Annotated in this window: 17 protein-coding genes; 13 read left to right on the forward strand and 4 right to left on the reverse strand. The window is 39.8% G+C overall.

Annotation, left to right across the window (positions count from 1 at the left end; all coding sequences use genetic code 11):
- The first annotated feature begins 201 nt into the window (after positions 1-201).
- From AJGP001_RS03530 to AJGP001_RS03555, 6 genes are all read left to right on the forward strand, one after another.
- Entirely contained in the window at positions 202-1143 is a 942-nt protein-coding gene (locus tag AJGP001_RS03530) for a hypothetical protein (protein ID WP_078080158.1), read from the forward strand.
- A gap of 375 nt (positions 1144-1518) precedes the next feature.
- Positions 1519-2085: a DUF4126 domain-containing protein gene (locus AJGP001_RS03535; protein ID WP_078080159.1), complete on the forward strand. Its 567-nt coding sequence runs from the start codon at positions 1519-1521 to the stop codon at positions 2083-2085.
- A 618-nt stretch (positions 2086-2703) separates the two neighbouring features.
- A complete protein-coding gene (locus AJGP001_RS03540; RefSeq protein ID WP_078080160.1) occupies positions 2704-4170 on the forward strand; it encodes a TerD family protein in 1467 nt (488 codons plus the stop codon).
- Positions 4171-4713: 543 nt separating this feature from the next.
- Entirely contained in the window at positions 4714-6021 is a 1308-nt protein-coding gene (locus AJGP001_RS03545; protein ID WP_071153934.1) for a PQQ-dependent sugar dehydrogenase, read from the forward strand.
- A 327-nt stretch (positions 6022-6348) separates the two neighbouring features.
- Positions 6349-7593, forward strand: coding sequence for a TerD family protein (locus AJGP001_RS03550; protein ID WP_071153933.1), 1245 nt, complete (start codon positions 6349-6351; stop codon positions 7591-7593).
- Between the two features lie 234 nt (positions 7594-7827).
- The gene (locus AJGP001_RS03555) at positions 7828-8136 is read left to right on the forward strand and encodes a hypothetical protein (protein WP_071153932.1); all 309 of its coding nucleotides are present in this window, start codon (positions 7828-7830) and stop codon (positions 8134-8136) included.
- Positions 8137-8368: 232 nt separating this feature from the next.
- Here the strand turns inward: AJGP001_RS03555 and AJGP001_RS03560 are convergent, their stop codons facing one another.
- Positions 8369-9100, reverse strand: a complete 732-nt coding sequence (locus tag AJGP001_RS03560; RefSeq protein WP_071153931.1) for a DUF6904 family protein — start codon at positions 9098-9100, stop codon at positions 8369-8371.
- 560 nt (positions 9101-9660) lie between these two features.
- On the opposite strand from AJGP001_RS03560, the gene AJGP001_RS03565 reads away from it, so the two are divergent.
- The 5 genes from AJGP001_RS03565 (at position 9661) to AJGP001_RS03585 (ending at position 15467) form a co-directional block, all read left to right on the forward strand.
- Positions 9661-10557 (forward strand): glycerophosphodiester phosphodiesterase, encoded by an 897-nt coding sequence (locus AJGP001_RS03565; protein WP_071153930.1) that lies wholly within the window; start codon positions 9661-9663, stop codon positions 10555-10557.
- Between the two features lie 236 nt (positions 10558-10793).
- Positions 10794-11822, forward strand: a complete 1029-nt coding sequence (locus AJGP001_RS03570; RefSeq protein ID WP_071153929.1) for an ABC transporter substrate-binding protein — start codon at positions 10794-10796, stop codon at positions 11820-11822.
- A 21-nt stretch (positions 11823-11843) separates the two neighbouring features.
- Positions 11844-12974, forward strand: coding sequence for an ABC transporter ATP-binding protein (locus tag AJGP001_RS03575; protein WP_078080161.1), 1131 nt, complete (start codon positions 11844-11846; stop codon positions 12972-12974).
- Positions 12971-14674 carry an ABC transporter permease gene (locus AJGP001_RS03580; protein ID WP_071153928.1) on the forward strand — a complete coding sequence of 568 codons (1704 nt, stop codon included), beginning with the start codon at positions 12971-12973 and terminating at the stop codon, positions 14672-14674. Before AJGP001_RS03575 ends, AJGP001_RS03580 begins: the two co-directional genes overlap by 4 nt.
- A gap of 19 nt (positions 14675-14693) precedes the next feature.
- A complete protein-coding gene (locus AJGP001_RS03585; protein ID WP_177167587.1) occupies positions 14694-15467 on the forward strand; it encodes an HAD-IIA family hydrolase in 774 nt (257 codons plus the stop codon).
- On the opposite strand, the gene AJGP001_RS03590 is transcribed toward AJGP001_RS03585, so the two are convergent.
- Positions 15462-16025, reverse strand: a complete 564-nt coding sequence (locus tag AJGP001_RS03590; RefSeq protein ID WP_071153926.1) for a glycerol-3-phosphate responsive antiterminator — start codon at positions 16023-16025, stop codon at positions 15462-15464. The genes AJGP001_RS03585 and AJGP001_RS03590 overlap by 6 nt on opposite strands.
- A gap of 409 nt (positions 16026-16434) precedes the next feature.
- Between AJGP001_RS03590 and AJGP001_RS03595 the strand changes: the two genes are divergently transcribed.
- Entirely contained in the window at positions 16435-18093 is a 1659-nt protein-coding gene (locus tag AJGP001_RS03595) for an SWIM zinc finger family protein (protein ID WP_071153925.1), read from the forward strand.
- 204 nt (positions 18094-18297) lie between these two features.
- Here AJGP001_RS03595 and AJGP001_RS03600 read toward each other — a convergent pair whose 3' ends face one another.
- A complete protein-coding gene (locus AJGP001_RS03600; RefSeq protein ID WP_071153924.1) occupies positions 18298-18657 on the reverse strand; it encodes a hypothetical protein in 360 nt (119 codons plus the stop codon).
- Positions 18658-18769: 112 nt separating this feature from the next.
- Between AJGP001_RS03600 and AJGP001_RS03605 the strand changes: the two genes are divergently transcribed.
- Complete coding sequence (locus tag AJGP001_RS03605; protein ID WP_071153923.1) at positions 18770-19906, forward strand: IS4 family transposase; 1137 nt, start codon at positions 18770-18772, stop codon at positions 19904-19906.
- Here the strand turns inward: AJGP001_RS03605 and AJGP001_RS03610 are convergent, their stop codons facing one another.
- Entirely contained in the window at positions 19907-20713 is an 807-nt protein-coding gene (locus AJGP001_RS03610; RefSeq protein ID WP_071153922.1) for a nuclear transport factor 2 family protein, read from the reverse strand.
- Positions 20714-20942 lie beyond the last annotated feature (229 nt).

The following is a 20942-nucleotide window of genomic DNA, read 5'->3' on the forward strand; positions in this document are numbered from 1 at the left end:
GTTGAAGGTGCAGCTTTTTCATATTATTCATCTGTATAAATTGTTTGCAAATTGTTCCGCTCCCTGGGACGAAATATTAAGAGTTTTGCGGTACAGGAGCCTGGAGTTTTACGCAGGAAATAGAAGTATCATGAATTGTGTCATTTCTGGTGAATCAAAGTCTTATTTTATGATAAATCTTAAACGTTTCTAGGAGGAAATATGAAACTTACAAAAAATGAACAGAATACTCTTGAAAAGTATGCCGATACTGCATTAACATATGCGTGTAAAAAAGTTCATAGATTGGGAAAACGCAATGAGGTGAGTGTTACTGCTAGTATTGCAACATTTGGAGCATATAAAATTATGAAACTCTGGGGAGCGTTTTTAATCAATAAGGGTTATAAAGTTAGTGTGCAAACCTCATTCTGTCATCAGACACCTTATTTAAGAATTCAAAATCTACCAAAAGTAAAGAAAGGAAGTGAAATTGGGGATCTGCTATTTGTAGTTCAAGAAAAAGACTCTTCTAAGCTTAAGGGAGAAATATTTCAGCAAGCCCTCTTGCTGCAAGCAAAAAAACAATCAAATTCTAGTAGTGATATTATTATTCAAAAAAGTGATTCTCAATACAGGTTGTACAATGATTGGGAGCATTACAAATATACTGGAGGTCATTTAAAAGACGTAGAAAGAAAACTAAGCTTCATAGATACTGGCGTTCCTGCAAGAGGACATCATCAAGGAGCAAAGTATTTATTGATCAAAGAAGCGAAAAGAACGTCAAAACCGTTAAAAACAGACCTGCTGCTAGGAGATGCTGTAGCAATTAGAAAGCAATCTGGCGCAAAAAATGTAGATGTGATACAGTGCACAGATCGACTTAGTGGAGAATTAGTTCAAATGCTTTTGCAAAAAAGAGGACTTCCGCTTTACGGATTTACAGCTCAAAATAGAACTCCTTATTTAAAGAAAGGACACGTCTATAATTGCTCTTGGTCAATGATCATCCATGATATATTGGATAATAGTAGACAAAAATTAATGGGGAAATCTTTAACTTATCCTTCTAAAAAAAGAATAGATAGAAATAATCTATACACTTTTATTAATGATGGGATTATATTGAAAAAAACAATTATATTAACAATGATGAAGTAGCAGATGTTGATGATAATGGGATTTTTATTGTGGAGATAACATTGACAAAAATTGATGCAGATTAAGTATAGAGATTAAATAAATAAAAATGTGCCCCTGTGTAAAAAAATCTAAAAGATTCTGACAATACACGACAATTTATATGCTATACATTTCCACACCTGCTGCTTAAACATTGCAGGTGTGGTTTTTTGATTTTATTCATCTCTATGAATTGTGTAGAAATTGTGCGGTACACAGGGAAGGTCCGGGGACAATTCATCTGTATAAATTGTTTGCAAATTGTTCCGCTCCCTGAGATGAAATTTTAACGAGCGCTTAATAAACTTCTCCTATATAATGGTGAAAAGTCTTTGGATAGGAGTGGACCTTCTTATGGAGATGATTCTTGCAATATGCATCGGGCTTGCTTTAAGCGCAACAGTTGGATTCCGGATTTTTACGCCTTTATTTATAACCGGTGTTTTTGAACGGGCAGACTGGATTACCGTGTCAGAAGGATTTAGCTGGCTCGGCAGCACCCCTGCATTGATTGCTTTCGGAGCGGCAATCGTATTTGAAATAGCGGTCAATTATATTCCGGCTGTCGGGTCGATGATGAAACTTATTGCCACACCGATCGCGGCACTTGCAGGTATCCTGCTGACAGCGTCATTCATCGGAGATATGAATCCGCTGCTTGAATGGAGCATCGCCATTATTGGCGGCGGGGGAGTTGCCACGGCATCACATACTGTGGTGACTGCTGTTAAAGGGGTAAGCGAAACCGCGCTGCTCAGTCCTGCTGTCGCCGTTGCGGAAGATGTAACTGCAACGACAGTACCGATTGCCATTTTCCTGATTCCGGTGCTGGCCATTGTTTTTGTTGTGCTGATTCCACTGCTGATTTTCATTTATTACCCTAAGCGAAAACGGCAGAAGAATGATCATAATACTGTTTAAGCCTATATGAGGAACTAAATTTCATGGCAAAAACGCGTCCCTGGGAAAGAAAAAACTCTAAAATATTCCGACAATACACAACAATTTATACTCTATAAAATGCCACACCCGCTGCTTCAACATTGCGAGTGTGGTTTTTTTGATTTTATTCCTCTCTATAAGTTGTGTAGGAATTGTACGGTGCGATCCGACAATCAGATAATGCAAATGCTTCATTTATGCTAAATAAATCGGTTTGTTGGAGTGGTTTTAAGGGAAAGTTGGTATATAAGGGAGTTTTTAGCCATAATATGCAGCTCTTAATCAAATTCTGGTAATTAAAAATCACGACCCTGTGTTAAAAAGTATTCTAAAAGATTCTGACGATATACAACAATTTATAATCCATACATTGCCACACTCGATGCACTAACATTTCAGATGTGGTTTTTCGATTCTATTCATTCGTATAAATTGTGTTTGAATTGTTTGTAACATAGGGACTATTTGGTAATCCCTCTCTTTTTTCTTTAAGATTGTTTATATAAAACAGCTTTACATTAATTACCTCTGTCGGAGAAATGTTACAATGAGTTAAGATGGTAAGCGGGAACAAGTAAAACTAAAGGAGAGAGGCATATGCTCGATACTTCTGCACAAAAATCAATTGATAATTTAAAGAAGATTCTCACCAATGAAGACATGACCTTTAATGAACAGACAACGAAGCACTTTCTTATTCTTCCCTTCCTCACTTCACTCGGATACGACATAACAGATCCGAATGTCTTGAAGCATGAGTTCAAGCCGGCTAATCTACGGGGGAACAACGACAAAGTGGATTATGCATTGGATTTGGGTGACTTCAAAATCATCATTGAGGCCAAGCCTTTAAATACTAATATTAAAAGGCATTACCATCAACTGCAGAAATACTATAATTCCACACCGGAAGTACAACTGGGAATCATTACAGACGGACGAAATTATCACTTTTTTACGGACTTCTACTATGAAAATCTAATGGATATCGAACCCTTTTACTCCTTAGATGTTTTAAATCTCACGGATTATGATTTTTACTTCTTGAATTTACTCAGTTACACGAAGATATCAGCAAACAGCATTCGAGAAGCCACTGAGGAAATTATCTTCCGGGATAAACTGCTCACCTCATTTAAGAAGACACTTGAAGAACTTCCGCCTGAATTCATCAAATTGGTTGTCAAAGACTTTTACCCACATGCTGTTACAAAGAAAGTGATTGAAAAAGCGACGGCAATTGCCAAGCAGGTAGGAGCGAACAGATTGGATTTGAGCATTATCGACGAGTCCATCATTATGTCTAATGAGCGAGTAGAACAATTGGATAGCCCAACTACTGTGCCGGCTGGAGAAGTAGCACCGGAAACACCAGCCGATTCGAAAGTGAAAGAAGATAAGCCTACTGAGAAAGAACCGGAAGTGTCAGCCCCTCAATCAGCAGAACCAGGGACCAAATTGGTGGAAATTGAAACGACACCTCCTCCGACTAAGAGGCCATCATTACGAAAAGGTGAGCGTGTCTCCTTAACTATGGATGACCCTCCGCTAACGAAGCTCAAAGTCGGACTGGGCTGGGATGTCAGCGGCCAGCAAGGAACAGAGTTCGATCTTGACGTTCATGTATTCCTTTTGAATGAAAATCAAAAAGTGCCGAAGGAAGAATTTTTTATATTCTACAACAACCCTCAATCGCCAGATGGCAGCACGAATTTATTGAAGGATAGTCGTACTGCAGGAAACAATACTGAAACGGTCTTCGTGGAACTGGATAAAGTATCAAGCGAAGTAGAAAAAATTGTGTTTATTGTAACGATCTACGATGCTTTAACTCGAGAGCAGAATTTCAGCATGGTGAACAATGTCTTTATCCGGATGACGAATGCAGAAACCGGGGAGGAAATGTTCCAGTTTGATTTGGCCAATGGTGGTGGTCCGGAGACTTGTCTGATAGTTGGGGAAATCTATCGTTACAACGAAGATTGGAAGTTCACGGCAGTCGGAAACGGTTATCAGTCTGATATTCAGCAATTGTGCACCAACTTTGGAGTTCAGTTAGCATGAAAATCAGTCAGGGTTTTTTAACGGAAGCAGACAAAAGAACAGAGGAAGTTCTGAAGTCGTTCTTAAGCGGTGATGAAGTGAATGAGGTTATTGTTGAGTTTTATTAAAAATTTAAATCGCGCCCATGGGAAAGAATTCTAAACGATTTTTACAATACACGACAATTTATATCCTATACATTCTCACACCCACTGCATCAACACTACGGGTGTGTTTTTTTGATCCTTTTAGCTTTTATAAATTTATGAGAACTGTACCGAATCCAGCGAACACTCACTAGAAATGGCGTGCTAAAAAAATCAGTATTCTTAGCGAGGTGAAATCAATATAAGTGAAAAGTATTGCGTTACGACAACCAGATAATGCAAATACTTCATTTGTGCTAAATAAATCTGTTTGTTGGAGTGGTTTTAAGGGAAAGTTGATATATAAGGGAGTTTTTAACCATAATATGCAGCTCTTAATCAATTTCTGGTAATTGGTTTTTATGAACTGAATTTAATAGTGATTCAGTTTAAAAATATAAAAAAGGGAGGAAAAACGATGGCGAAAATTTCATGTTCGAAATTAATGTTCTTTACGATGCTGATGTTCGTATTGACTTTGGCAGCATGCGGAAATGATGATACTTCAAACGAAGAATCCCCTGATGATTCGGATGCTCCAACAGAAGAAGGTGTTGACGAGGGCACTGAAGAAAGTGCTAATGAAAGTGCGGAATCTCAACCAAAAGTTACGGAGTTTGAACCGGCATTTCCAGAACAAACACGAGCACCTGCAGTAAAGACTGAAACAGAAATTGAGACAGAAGTGGTTGTTGAGGGGCTTGGCGTATCTTGGGGGATGGTAGAGTTTGAACCCAATCGCTTACTTGTGACGCAACGAGATGCAGCAGAACTTTTGATTGTAAACCTTGAAGATGGCACTGTTTCAGATCCAATCGAAGGGACACCCGAAGTAAATAACGAAGATCAAGGTGGTTTACTTGATGTAGCGGTTGCACCTGATTTTGACGAAACAAGGTTAGTCTTTATGACGTTTGCTCAAGATGTTGAAGGGGGTACGGTAACTGCTGTCGGTAAAGGTGTATTATCAGAAGATGAAGCTTCACTAGAAGATTTTGAAGTGATCTTCCAAGCGACACCAGCATATGAAGGTACCTTACACTATGGCGGACGTATTATCTTTGACGAGGATGGCAACCTATTCTTAACAACGGGTGAGCGTTCAGATGATCCAATTCGCGAACGTGCACAAGACTTAGATGCTTATCTAGGTAAAGTCATTCACCTTACACAAGACGGAGAACCCGTAGAGTCGAATCCATTTATCGAAGATGAAGACGCATTGGATGGTATTTACAGCTACGGTCACCGTAATATTCAAGGGATAGACTTCCACCCTGAAACAGGAGACTTATGGATTGTTGAATTCGGTCCACAAGCTGGGGATGAACTGAATATTGTTGAACCGGGGAATAACTACGGATGGCCAATTGTTTCTTATGGTATCGAGTACACGGGTGAATTGATCAATGGGGGTGTTTCAGAACACGAGGCGCAAGGCTTTGTGGAACCACGCTATTATTGGGATCCAACAAGTGCGCCAAGTGGTAGTTCATTCTATGATAACGACGCAATTCCTGAATGGGAGAACAACTTGTTTATCGGTGGGTTGGTGTCGAGCTATATTGCACGTGTCGTTATTGAAGGAGACACCATCGTGGGAGAAGAACGTCTATTAACTGATGAAGGCGAACGTTTCCGTGATATTCTTGTAACGGAAGATGGCGCGCTTATTGCCATCACGGATGGTGGTAAGGTTTATAAAATGTCTGCAGCAGGAGAATAAGTTATGATTCTCTAAAAGCACTTAAGCTTATATCAAGATCTTAAGACGCTTGAAAATATTAAAGAAGCAGGCAATCGTGGAAATTCATGATTGCCTGCTTCTTTTTTGTTGCCTATGCAGGTAATAACATTATTGAAGTTTGCCTCTGTGGAAAAACAACTTTAACAATGCATGATACTGGATAATTTAAATAAGGAAATAGCTGTATATATTTTGTTGATGGTGGTGTTTCTGAGAAACTGCTTTTTAAAATTCTGTAAACAAAATTCAACATGTATTATAGTAAAATTAGGGAATAGATTTAAGTAACTAAAAGGAGGAATCTTAATGGTAGTTTTAGTAAAAGGACAAAAGGTGGATTTAACAAAAGCGAATCCTGCACTGACAAAAATCAAGGTGGGACTCGGCTGGGATACTGGTAGCCATGGTCGCCACTTTGATTTAGATGTTTCTGCATTGTTGGTCAATGAAGCAGGGGAGCTTGCAGGGAAAGAAGGCCTTGTTTTTTACAACAACTTGAAAAGTGTGGATGGTGCAGTTCAATTAACTAAGGATAATCGTACAGGTGAAGGTGCCGGGGATGACGAGGAGATCATTATTGATTTAAAGAAGATTTCTTCTGGTATTAAAAAAGTTGTCTTAGCCATCCATTTGTATGATGGAGAATCCAAAAAACAGGACTTCGGCCAAGTGGCAAACGCTTACGTTCAAATCGATAATGCGGAAAATGGACAACAATTACATAGGTACGAATTAGGAAAAGATTCTTTAACAGGAACGGGCGTCATTGCGGGTGAAATCTATGTGCATAACGGGGAATGGAAGTTTGCTGCTATTGGACAAAGTTCTAGTGACGGACTAGCTGAGCTATGCAAAAGCTATCACTTTCAGGCGGGTCTCGATTTCTTTCAAAAAGCACCAACGCAAGCAGAGCCGGTAAAACAGCCAGCAACCGCTTCGATTAATCTTACGAAAGTAGAGCTGAAAAAGACCGGAGATAAAATCAATTTAAACAAAACGAATGCCCCACTTGGAGAAATCCTTGTCAATTTAAATTGGAATCAGAAAACAGCCAAAGGATTTTTGTCTTCAGTCCTAGGCGCAGGCTCTTCTGTCGATTTGGATCTAGGCTGCCTCTTTGAACTGGAAGATGGCTATAAAGGAACTGTTCAGGCTCTCGGAAATGGTTTTGGGAACTTAAGTAGCGAACCATATATTGCACTGGACCAGGATGATCGGACAGGGGCCATAAAAGGCGGCGAAAATCTACGAATCAATGGCAATAAAATCACTAAATTCAAAAGACTTCTTGTCTATGCGTTCATCTACGAAGGCGCAGCGAATTGGTCAGAAGTGGATGGCGTTGTGACGATGAAACAGCAAAGCGGACCGGACATTGAGGTTCGTCTCGATGAACACCGAAAAGGCAAGAGAATGTGTGCGATCGCGCTTCTCGAAAATGTGAACAATGAAACGATGAGCGTAAAAAAAGTAGTCGAATACTTTAATGGCCATAAAGAAATGGATAGAGCGTTTAAGTGGGGGATGAACTGGAGTGCCGGGTCGAAGTAATGGAACTGATTCTTGAATGGAGATGAGGGAACTGGTGACAGAAACAGTTTTTTATTTACACGCCTACTCATTTTGTCGACTATTAAGCATGCGAAAAAGTATGGGAGTTAGTTTAAATTAACTCTTTGATCTTTAAAATACGAAATATTCACACTTTTTTCACCTTCTGACTGGTAACCGAACATAAGTTCTGTTGTATTAAATGCATACCACTATAGAATGAGGTGTATTTCGATGGTGCTTGCGATCAAAGAAGTGAACGGATTTGAAAAAGGGAAGAAATATACGAGGGATCTTAAGCTTTTGTCGTGCTTTAAAAATGACGAACACCGCGTAGTCGCTTTGGTGGATACAGATGGCAATGTCCTTTATTGGATGACCACAGAAAATTCACCTGAATATCAAAACTTCCGTATAAAAGCTACCTATACTTTTACAGTTAGCTATATTTCTACAGTATTTGACCCTTCCACCCCTAAGGTTGTTATTGCCGAATTGAATGAACTAACAACTGAGAACAGCATGTATGACAGAGCAATATAAATTAAATGCTTAATATATATAATTGCAAAAAGAACCTTGACAACCTCAAGGTTCTTTTTGTTTGGCTATCTGGTCAGTTAATGTCCTGTCCTAAAGAGAGAAACCATTCTAAACGGTTCCTACACTACAATGAATTGTACGGGACACATGGAATGTGTGGAGACTGCTGGGAACAGCACAAACAATACTGCATATCTTCGAAAAGATTTCGTCATATAAAGCGACAGCCGCCTCACCACTCAAAGTCTTCCGGATACTCTTCGTTAAATCGGATTTCCGATTCAGGCACATTCAAGTCGCGGGCGGCATCCATAATCCCTACTCTTGCATTTATATAGAGATGGTCCAGTTCACCGAGACGCTTTGCCATAATGCTGATGTTGGCCAGGCGTCTTTCTGGCTTCATTTTCAAAAACTTGATATTCAAGTGATCGACGTATTGAGTCGCGTAGTTGTGGTAAAGGCCGTACGTATAGTTCATATAAGGGCGGATATACTTTTTGAGGTGGCCATATTTTGATTCGGATAAGGTTTCTTGCAAGCAACGCGCAACGGCCCCTTGAAATTTACGGACGGCAATGATGGTCGGGTCCCAGGGGTGAGTGTTGCTACGCTTTTCATAGAGTTCAATAAAATCATTGAGTGAAAAGGAAACGAACAGTAATTCCGGCCACATGACTTCAAAGGTTAGGTAGATATTGGTGTCAGGGCCGATAATTGGCATGTAGCGAGCCCGTTCTTTATCGAAGCCATTGGGCACAGCAGTTGCACCGCGGCCGCCCATCATCGCGTGACGGATATCGTAACAGACACCAAGCACCCGAATCCGGACAGAGTCGTATGCAGGCAGTTCACCTTCTTCACCAACGATTAGGTGCAGCGCTTCGTATAATTCGTCAAGATCCTGGTAGTCGCCAGCAACGGTAACGCCAGCGTAATGTGGGGTATTGTTGATTTGCAGCATGTGAAGTCTCCTTTGAGGTTTTTCTCCATTGTAGCAAAAATCAGTCTTTTGCATACGAGTAACAAGAAAAAATGACAAAAAGCACAGTATCCATGAAATAAAACTGCCCACCTTTCTATAAGAGGAAAGGTGGGCAGTTCGCATTAAAATTATTTCTCCGAGTTATCTCTATCAGAATCCGTAGTAAAAGGTTTTTCTTCATAGAGTGATACGTCATACTCTCGAATTGATGGATATGTTTCAGAAGTTGAGTTATCAAGAACTGTGTCGTTCCCTGGGAAGAAAAATGATGTTATTCAGCTGTATAAATTGTTTAGAAAATTTATTCCTCCTAATTTGTCGACTGGATGTAGAGCATATTTTGCAGTTGAGAAGTCGAATAATTTAAAATTAGTTTGACAATTTTGAGTATTTTCATTATGGTTTCTTTAATCTGGGAATTTAAGGAGGAATTTTATTAGCATAAAATTTAGTATGTAAATTGCTATTCTTGCCACGGAGAACAAAATGTTTAGTGATAGTCGATCTAATGTGCAATTGGTCAAAAAAAAGATAGGGAGATGAAGTCTTTGAAAAAGGTTTCGTATAGCTTATTGATTTTATTATTGCTCAGTACCGTGTTTACGTTTAGTTCAACGCCAAGTTTTGCAAAATTACAAGCGCCTTTGTTGAATCCGAATAAGATTTTAAATGTGGCTCATCGAGGAGCTTCCGGATATGCACCTGAGCATACACTGGTCTCTTATGAATTGGGAGAAGATCTGCACGGCGATTATATTGAAATCGATTTACAAATGACAAAAGATGGTGTATTGATTGCTATGCATGATGAAAAAGTAGATCGGACGACGAACGGAACAGGCTACGTAAAAGATATGACACTTGCAGAGATTAAGCAATTAGATGCTGGCTCTTGGTTTAACGAAGCTTATCCTGAGCAAGCAAAAGCAGAATATGTTGGTCTAAAAGTGCCAACTCTTGAAGAAGTCTTTCAAGAATTCGGTCGCGGTGCAAGATATTATATCGAAACAAAAGCGCCAGAAGTTTACCCAGGTATGGAAGAAGAATTGCTGCGCGTTCTTACTAAATATAAAATGATTGGACAGAATGCGCCATCTAGTAAATTTTTGGTTCAATCGTTTAGCCAAGAAAGCTTATTGAAAATGCATGCATTAAACCCGAAAGTTCCATTGGTTCAATTACTTTCATACTCGGGTCCTGCAACCATTACAGACGAACAAATTGCTGAGATTAAAGAATATGCCATTGGTGTTGGTCCAAGTTTCAAGCGCATCGATAGAGCGTATGTAGAAAAAGTTCGCGAAAATGATTTGTTGATTCATCCGTATACAGTGAATACAAAGGAGGACATGGAACGACTATTAGACTGGGGAGTAACCGGAATGTTTACGAATTATCCTGATCTTTTAAACGAAGTATTGAAAGGGAAAAAATAAAACGCAGTTGCAACCAAATGGCTACATGTGGAAAAGATGAATAAGTATCAACAATCTGTAATAATAAAACAAGTAAGCGCTTGCAATATTCTGAATATAATGTATACTTTAGCTAGTTGCATAACGAGGCAGAGACGATGAGATGAACGCCTGAATGCAAGTTCCTAAGTATAGGGGCTTGGTTCAGCGTTCATCTTTTTTTCTGCAAAACAACTAAACCATAAGGGGGAATTGGGATGAAGAAGGTTTCAGGATTAATGGTCGGATTAATGTTATCAGCAAGTGTGTTAGCAGGATGTGCTGGTGGAGGCGGCGATAGTGGAGAAGGCGGGGGAGAACGAATTACCTTGTATTCACCTGAAACACCAGAGTTTACAAAAGAATTGGCTACTAAATACGAAGAGCTTAACGGCAGTCCAGTTGATGTACAATACGCTGGAACAAACGTACTTGTCAACCAAATGCTAGCAGAAAAAGATAATCCAAAAGCTGATGTTTGGTACGGCGGTGGAGGAATTCTTCCTTTTGAAGCGGCTGTAGATCGTGGGATTTTGGCTTCTTATATTCCAGATGTTGCGGCTGACTGGAGCGAAGTAGAAGATGGTATTAAGATGAAGCACGGTGATGGGAAATACGTTGGCGTTGAAGTTTTCGTATTAGGATTCTCTTATAATACAGAACTTGTAACAGAAGAAGAAGCACCAAAAACGTGGGATGAGTTACTTGATCCAAAATGGAAAGGCAAAATTCAATTTCCAAACCCAGCAGCTTCAGGGACAGCTACTTTAATGGTAATGGATCAGTTAATGCAACGTGGTGAAGAAGAAGGATGGGCATATTTCGAGAAACTAGCTGAACAAGCAAACTCTATGCCTGACTCAGGTTCTGCTCCAACAAAAGGCGTTGCTATGGGTGAAGCTCATATTGGAATTGGTTTTGACTTTATGGCATATGAGCAAAAGAATGCAGGCGAAAGCGTTGATTTTATTCTTCCAGATAAAACGCCAGTCCTCGTTAACCCAGCTTCGTTAATCGAAGGCGGACCAAATCCAGAAGGCGGAAAAGCATTTATCGACTACTTACTAAGTGAAGAAGCTCAACAAATCATGGCGGATGCTTATCATATTCCGATCAATTCAGAAGTAGAATCTAAGACAGATTTAACGCTAGAAGAAGTTAAAAAGAATGCGGTGGACCTTGATATTGATTGGGTCAACGAAAACTACGACCGTGTAAGAAACGAATGGAAAGATAGATTTCAATAATTAAAAAGAGGGTGAATGGATATGGGTTCTGTCAAAGTAAATAACTTGATAAAAAGTTTTGGAAGTTTTACAGCTTTACAAAATATTGATTTGGATATCAAGGAGGGGGAGTTTTTCGCCCTTCTTGGCCCTTCGGGGTGTGGAAAAACGACGATGATGCGCTGTATTGCGGGATTTGAACAACCAACTTCGGGCACAATTCGTATTGGCGACCGAGAAGTAGAAAAAATTCCTGCAAACAAACGAAATTGCGGTATGGTCTTTCAAAGTTATGCACTTTTTCCACATATGAATGTGTTTGAGAATGTGGCATACAGCTTGAATATTAAGCAACTAAATAGCAGCAATATCTTCAAACAAGTTGGGATTTATGCGCGTTTATTGAATAAAAAACTAGGTAAAACACCTAAACATATTGAAGCGAAAGTAATGGAGATACTAAAGTATGTAGAATTAGATCAACATGCGCACCGTTTAACAAGTGAGTTATCTGGTGGACAACAACAACGTGTCGCACTGGCAAGAGCTTTAGTAATGGAACCGGCTGTTTTATTGATGGATGAACCTTTATCGAATTTAGATCAAAAACTTCGTCATTCGATGCGCAATACGATTCGTCGAATCCAACAAGAATTGGGGATTACGACAATATTCGTTACACATGATCAAGAAGAAGCAATGAGTATGGCTGACAGAGTAGCTGTAATGGATGCAGGAAATATTATTCAAATTGGAACTCCTACAGATCTTTATAGTAATCCTGCAACTCCTTTTATTGCTAATTTTGTTGGAACTTCAAACATCCTTAAAGGAACGGTAATTGGAGAAGAAAATGGCTTGTACAGAGTCCAAGGAGAAGGCTTCGATTTACAATCGACTAAAAAACCGAATAAACCAGAAGTAGATGTTATTATTCGTCCCGAACACATCAAAGTAGAAGCAGCAGAAAGTATTATCGAGTTATCAGAAACAAATGTTATTCAAGGAATTGTACTAATGTCTACATATTTAGGGTCGATTGTTCGCTATGACGTTCAAGTGGGCTCGTACCAATTAGTCATCGATACTACCTATTCTACGGGTGGGAGTATTTACGAAAAAGGCAAAGAAGTAAAACTGACAGTTGCTCACGAAAGGGTGCTGTTAATATGAAAAAGATAAAAAATACTTTTAGTGGATTAACAGTTATTAAGTGGTTGATCTATCTATTCTTCGGTCTTTTTATGATTTTGCCGTTAATCTCTGTATTCGTAGTCAGTTTTACAGGAGAGCCCATTAATATTTTAGGTTCGATAACGGATCCAGCTATTATGAGTTCCACAATTGAAAAACTTGGAAACAGCTCACTTGATAATTACAAACAAATTTTTAGTAATTCAGGATATGCAGATGCATTGAAAAACAGTTTGTTTTTGGCTTTTGGCGTAACGATTATTGTTATTATTCTTTGTATTCCTCTAGCATACGGAATTGCCCGTACTAAAATGCCTTTTAAAAAGACGATTTCTGCGCTATGTACTGTGCCGCTAATCGTACCGACATTCATTTCTGCTTACGCATTTATCATCATGTTTGGTAGAGCTGGATGGGTCACCGAGATTTACAATAAATTAGGTGGAGAAGGCATGTTAATTGATCCGTATTCCATGACTGGAATCGCAATGGTGCAGGTGTTCTTTTTCTTTCCATACGCACTTTGGCCACTAGTAGCAGCATTTAAAATTAGTGATGTTAGTTTAGAAGAAGCTTCCCAAAATTTGGGGGCGAAAAGTTGGTTTACATTTGTTTTTGTCACATTCCCACTAGCAATTCCAGGAGTAATTTCAAGTGCATTATTGATTTTTACAGTCAGTTTCTCGGATTTTGGAACGCCTATTATTCTCGCACCTGCTAATTTAAACTTATTGGTCGTTGAAGCATACCGTGAAATTGCTGGTTTCTTTAACTGGGGTGGTGCTGCCATCTTAACTGTTGTGATGGTAATTGTAGCTGGATTTTTCTTCTGGCTTCAGTATTTATTCACAAAAGGCAAAAATTATGGTTCTGTTTCAGGTAAACCGAAGCAACAAAAATTAGTAGAGCATAAAGGATTGAGCCGAGTGCTTGCTATATACTCATTTTTAATCGTATTAATTCCACTTTTTGCGATATTGTCCGTTGCATTGCAATCAATCGCAACAACGTGGGGAAGAGGAATGTTACCAAATGGATATACATTGGATCATTACCGAACCATTTTTAGTGGATCAATGGGCAATATTACAAATAGTATTGTCTTGGCAACAGGAGCGCTAATTTTAAGCGTAATTATTGCTACATTTGTTTCCTACTTTGTAGTCCGTCAAAATTCTTCGAAACTAGATTTCATGGCATCTATTCCATTAGTAGTACCAGGTATTGCATTTGGTATCGCTTTGATTCAGACCTTTAATACCGCTCCATTACAACTGACGGGAACCGCTTTCTTGTTAATCGTGGCCTATACAATTAGAAGGCTGCCGTATATGGTTCGTTCAACGATGGGATCAATGAGAGCGATCAAGCAAGATATTGAGGAAGCTGCAGTAAACCTGGGAGCTACTCCATTAACTGCGGCCATTACGATTATTGGGCCACTGTTACTGCCCGGTATTGCAGCTGGATCGGTTCTTGTATTTATCACGGTTATTAAAGAAGCGAGTGTGTCTATCCTGCTAGCTCCACCTGAATGGGCGCCAATGAGTTTAGCGATTTTCCAAAATATTTTGCGCGGTGAATTCTATACGGCTGCGGCAATGTCGATTGTGATGATTGTGATTGTGTTGATTTTACAGTATGTAGCAAGTCTGTTAACGCGTAAAGAGCAATTATAAAGTAGCCGAGGTGGATAGCATGAGGGGTTTCATATTTGATTTGGATGGAACAATTTACGTTGAAGATATCGTCATCAAAGGTGTTGTTGAAGCGATAAAAAGCTTAAAAGCGCGCGGAGATAAAGTTGTGTTTTTGACTAACAAATCGATAGCTAAAAGAGAAGATTACGTCACTAAACTAAACAGTCTGGGTATTCAAGTGAAATTAGATGAAGTCATAAATTCAAATTACATTACTGCTCATTATCTAAAATCACAGATGAAGGAAGACGATACCGCCTATGTAATTGGAGAGAAACCATTGTTTTTGGAACTGGAAGAGGAACAAATAAAGCTGGCAGATATTCCTGCCAGCGCTTCTTATGTCGTTTTAGGTTGGGATCGTCAGTTTACTTACAATAAATTAAATGATGCATTTCAGGCATGGCGTAATGGAGCAGTGATCATTGCAACAAATCCAGATAGAACTTGTCCTATGATTGAAGGAGAAGTTCCAGATTGTGGTGCAATGATTGGGGCAATGGAAGGTGCAACAGGAGAACCTGTCACTTTGATAACAGGGAAACCATCTTCATTAATGGCCGACTATATTTTAAACCGTGTATTGAAAATGAAAGCTTCAGATTGTTTTATGGTGGGGGATCGTCTAGAAACAGATATTCGAATGGCAAATGAAGCGGGTATCCAATCTGTTCTTGTCCTGACGGGAATTACGAAACCAGAGATGTTGAAACAAGCGACTTTTAAACCTGATTATGTATTAGAAAGTGTGAAAGACATTTGCACCTTATAAATCAAAATTCCACATCTCAGAATTTCCAGAAGAAACAGCAAGTGCACCAGCTTTTAAAGCTTCGTGAACTTCAGAGATGTTATCGATTAGGCCACCAGCTATGATAGGGAAGTCAATCTCATGTGATAATTGATCAATGATTTTTGGCATAATGCCAGGCATAATTTCAACAGCGTCGGGTTTACAGGATTTGACCATTTCAATCCCTTTTGCAATTGCAGTATGATCTAAAAGAAAAATTCGTTGAATGGTTTTTAAACCAAGTTCATTAGCCATTTTAACCATATGACTTTTAGTCGTAATAATTCCTGTGGGTTTCCATTGACTAGAAACGTATTCAATGGCATTACGAGAATTAGAGAGGCCGTCGATAAAGTCCAAATGAATAAATACGTGTTTACCAGCATCGCGCAGTTGATCAACGTAACTTGAAATCGTCATTAAATTTCCAGTTAATAAGAAGACAATATTTGCCTTGCTGTTCAGTGCATGATCTAAATCCATTTCGTTTGTTACAGATGCGATCATTTGAGATTCAACCATATCCACTAAACTCATACTTATCATCCTTTCGCCTTAGTATGTATTATAGGGATAGTGTACCATATGCACAAATTTCTGAATAAAAAATTTTAAAAGGAATCATCTAAAAATGGCTTGTGGGAAGTACTTCCATGAGCTTTTTTTAACTTCTGCGTGCCATCTGTTGGTGAGTGGGCCATACAAGCACCGATTATATTAAAAGTTGAATAAAATCACATAAAATTTCTAAACGACTCCAACAGTACACGACAATTTATATCCTTACATTGCCACACCCGCTATACCTGCATTGCGGGTATGGCTTTTTTATTTTACTCATCTCTAATACGCCTGGTTACACAACGTCAACTATCCCGCTCTTTATAAAAGAACTACCTGCAACCTTAGTTCCACAAAGGTTATAATCAACTCAGGGGGGATTCTCATGAACTTACGTAATTTGAAGACCTATGTGCCGGCAGTGATTTACAAGCGCGGCTTGGATTATTTTGAGCGAGATTTTGTTGAAGAACTGATGGAAAACGCGCCGAATCGTTGGCATGCGGTTGTGGAGGGCACTTGGGATTATGATATAACCGTCAAGTTGACGGGAGAGGAAACGATCGTGTCGACTTCTTGTAACTGTCCGTTTGAATCGGATTCGCTTTGCAAGCATGAAGTGGCCGTGTGTCTCGCAATCTGTGAAGCTAAAAAAGAAAAGAGTTCGGCAAGCGTGGATGTGCGGGCGCAACTAAAGGCGTTGAAAAAAGCAGAGCTACTTGAAATTTTTGAAGAGTTGTTAAAAAAGCAGCCAGCAGTAGATCTTTACTTAACAGAGAAATTTTCGAATGCGAGCGGGTTGGACGAACAAACGGCACGTCGTATTATCCAGAATTCAGCTAACCGCGCGAGTCGTAGAGGATTTATCGAATGGGACCGGGCAAATCAGGCAATTGAAGGGGCAGAAGAAGTTCAAGAATATGTAGATAGCTTGCAGATAGAGCAAGATGCTGAGAAAATGATCTGCCTCAGTTTGATCGTCATCGAGGAATGCAGTGAAATGATGCAAATGGCGGATGATTCAGGAGCAGATATCAGTTCGACAATTAATGAGAGTCTAGCTAAAATTGATAAGACACTGGCAGAGTGGCCAGAACAACTGGATGAGTCGACTGTTGATCACATGCTCGAACTACTATATCCACACATCTTATTCCATTTGAAACAAGACATTATAGACGTTGCGGGTGATTTACTACAATCAGTCCTGCTATGGAATGAAAAGGGCGATTTCGCGGACAAGTTCTATAATTTTATTGAAAAAGTGATTGGCAGTAGGGAAATGCAAAATCAGTCGTATTCGTATACTGAAGAGCAGTTTCGCATGTGCCAGCTCGTGATTCTGCAGCAGGCTGGCGATCAGCAAGCGATCGAATCTTTCTGTATGAAGCATCATCGCTATTCGGGAATTCGTAAAGCACAGATTCTACAGGCGCTGGATGCGGGTGAATTCGAAAAAGTCATCCGGTTGTGTGCCGAGTCGGAACAATTGGATGTGAAGTCTGCAGGGTTGATACAGGACTGGAAAAAATTGCGCTTTCGAGCTTATGAAGGCATGGGTAACAAAGCGGGGATGATAGACCTCAGCTACCAATTCGCATTGGATGGAGAGCAAGAATATTATGACAAGTTGAGAAGTTTAGTAGCTGTGGAAGACTGGCCGAAAAAGATGGAAGCGATGCTTGCGGAGATGAAAATGCGTCCGCGGTGCCGTCCGCTTTATCTTGGTATTTTGATTGATGAAAAAAGATTCGCTGAACTGCTGGACTATTGCGAGAAAGATGTCGCTGCGATCGAACACTTGCATCCGCATTTAGTAGCTGATTACCCATATGAAGTGAACGAAATCTATACAAGCTACATCTACCGCTTAGTTGAACCTGCTTCTAATCGCAAGGCATACTGGAGTGCGTGTCAAAAAATCAACGGTTTCCAACAAGCGTTGGGTGCTGATGCAGCGAAGAGGTTGATCGAAGAGCTGAAGTTTATGTATCCGAAACGAAAAGCGTTTTTGGATGAGTTGGGGAAGGTTGAGGGGAAGTAAGTATTCAACGCTAATGAGCAGAAAATCTTGAATTGGAGTTTACGGCAATAGAGAAACCAAAATTTCAAATAAAAAAGCCGGAATTAAAAACTCGGCTTTTTTATTTGTACTTTGGATTTTTTAAATATTGTTAGGCGATTTTTCAATCAGAACATTACAATTCACGATTTCTTTGGTCAATAGTCTTTATAAGTTAAAGATAACTTAGTTTGCTATTTCAAATTCAATATTCTGCGCATCTGAAAGTATTTCGTAAGTCTCAGTTGACATTGATTCGCTGACTACAACTCTAACTTTCTCTACCTTTGTTGGATCAGTTTTAATTACGACTCCAACCTCGCCAGCTTTACTTACAGCACCATAGTAATCTGAGTCCTGCGCTTCGTCATAGTCAATAAAGTCTTTCCAGTCATATGCAACTTCAATTTTTTCTTGTTTACCTTCTGAAAACAATACAATTTCATTGATTCCGCTAAATGTAACATCCTGATCAGAAGTGTTTTCTGCAGTATATTTAATGTAAAAATAATTAAACTCTGCTCCTATTGGTTCATCCGTATACATATTATTTATCACGCGTGTTGATTAGCCAGAATCATCCAAATGAATACAAAAAGAGACACCTTTCTTGTAGACTGTAAGTGCGAACCAACAACTACAGGAAGAGGTGTCCCTTATGAAACAGAATACCATGTTCCCGAATTTGATTCAAAAGTTTATTACGGATAAAGATGTGGCCTTACTCACGAAACTGATCGGCTATGAAGATACTGCCCGCAAGCTCACCGTCGGCAAGCTGATCGAATACCTCGTCACCGCAGCGGCGTCCGAATGGAAGGGCTATCGCCATTGCGGAGATGTTGGAACTTCCGCGGGGTTGGTGGATGTCGACCACTCGACACTTTCCAAAAAGATGAAGGAACTGGACTACCACCTGATGAAGGAAGCGTTCGCTTTAATCGTCCGTAAATGCAACCGTGTCACCCGGCGTGCCCTCAAGATTCCCAACCGGCTGCTGCTGGTTGATTCCACCACCATTACCGTCGGGAGGAATCGTCTCCCTTGGGCGCTTTACCACGGCGAGCGTTCGGGCATTAAGCTTCATGTCAGCTACACACCGGAAACCAGTATGCCACTTGACGTGATAGAAACTACCGGTCTGGTGCACGATGGACCGGTCGACGAAGGGTTGAGCGACCGGCGGTTTATCCTGGTGCAGGACCGGGCGTATTTCAACATCAAACGCATCGATCAGTTTGTTTCAGATAAACAGGACTTCGTCATTCGAATGAAAGAAAATGTGGAACTATCGACGATCCGGTCGCTTCAGCGCCTGCCGGAAGAAGGTTCCAATGTCACGCGCGACTTCACCTGCTGGCTGGGAACGCCTCAATCACGTTCGAAGAAACGGCACCGCGTGGTCTTTTTCACTGATCATGAAGGGCATGAGATCCGTGTCGTCACCAGCCTGCTCCATGTATCAGCCGAGGCTATCGCCGGCATGTACAAAGCACGATGGGGCATCGAATCCTTTTTCCGCTGGATCAAACAAAACCTGAATGTGCCGAAGGTATTCGGCCAGACGCCCAATGCCGTCTATAACCAATTATTTGCGGCTTTAATCGCATATGTCCTCATCCAGTGGCTGTATCAAAAAACAAAATCGGGCATCCGGACCCCCGCCTTATCGCTTCTGGCCTTTCAGCGAACGCTATTGACCGGCACCTTACCGCTGATTTGGCTGGATGCACTGACGACGTTTCTCTACGAGTACTTTACGCTCAGCAGGAGCAGTCTGTCATTTATTGGTTAATCAACACGCGTGATTATTTATATCAAACTGCTGATCTTCTGAGACATTGCTCGCTTTTTTAAATGATACTTCTTCCAATGTAATGTTTATAGGTTTTGCATCATACGATTTATTATCGGCTACAACAGACAGTACTTCAGAAGTTTGCTCAGGTTGTTCTTCCTCTTCTGTTTCTTCCGATTCTGTCCAAGACTCACTGTCTTCTTCGCCGAACATATCCTCTAGCTGAGAGATATTAGCGAATATAGCTTCTTCTAAATTTTCATCATCAACAATTTTGAAGTTTCCTTCACTATCTTTTTCTAGGTTTAATTCCACCGAACGAGTAACAAGAGGAGCATCCTCTGCAGTCATATATTTAATCATGGTCTTTTCAGTCATTTCTTCAAATGCTTTTTCTGATTCTGGAGTTTCTTCATCAAAGGCACTAGCAAAAGCTAAGGGCATAATTTCAGCCATTGTACTGGTCATAACGCTCCCCATATCGAGAGAAGTAATTTCAGTTTTTATTACTGCTTTATCGCCATCAGCTGATACTTCTTCGACCTTTTTAAAGCCATAGTTTTTAGAAATGTTTTCAAATAATGTCTTCGCTAATTCTTCATCTACTTCATCGGTCGCCTCTTGTTCAGTGGTGAGGCTATCAATACCTCCCTGAACATAGGAACCTGCTTTTTCAAAATCATTCTTTTGGACAGCAGTTAAAAAGTCCTCTGCAGTAGCGCTAGGGTTTTCTGATCCACATCCTACTAACATACCTGTGATCAAACCTATAAACATCAACACTACTAATTTTCTTTTTTTCATTTTTACTCTCCATCCTTCTTTTATACTATAGTTATTATAAAACAATATCATTAATTGGATTATTATGGAATGGTATTTATGGTATTTTAATAAATATATCTTTATATTTAGGAGGGAATCACCCAATAGTACTAGAATGAATGTATTCGAATATATAAAATTTTGAATAATAAACTGCAGATGAAATTTCACGTGTGTCGTAAGAAGAGTGAAAAAATAAAACGTAGTA

The organism is Planococcus faecalis (assembly GCF_002009235.1).
GTDB lineage: Bacteria > Bacillota > Bacilli > Bacillales_A > Planococcaceae > Planococcus > Planococcus kocurii.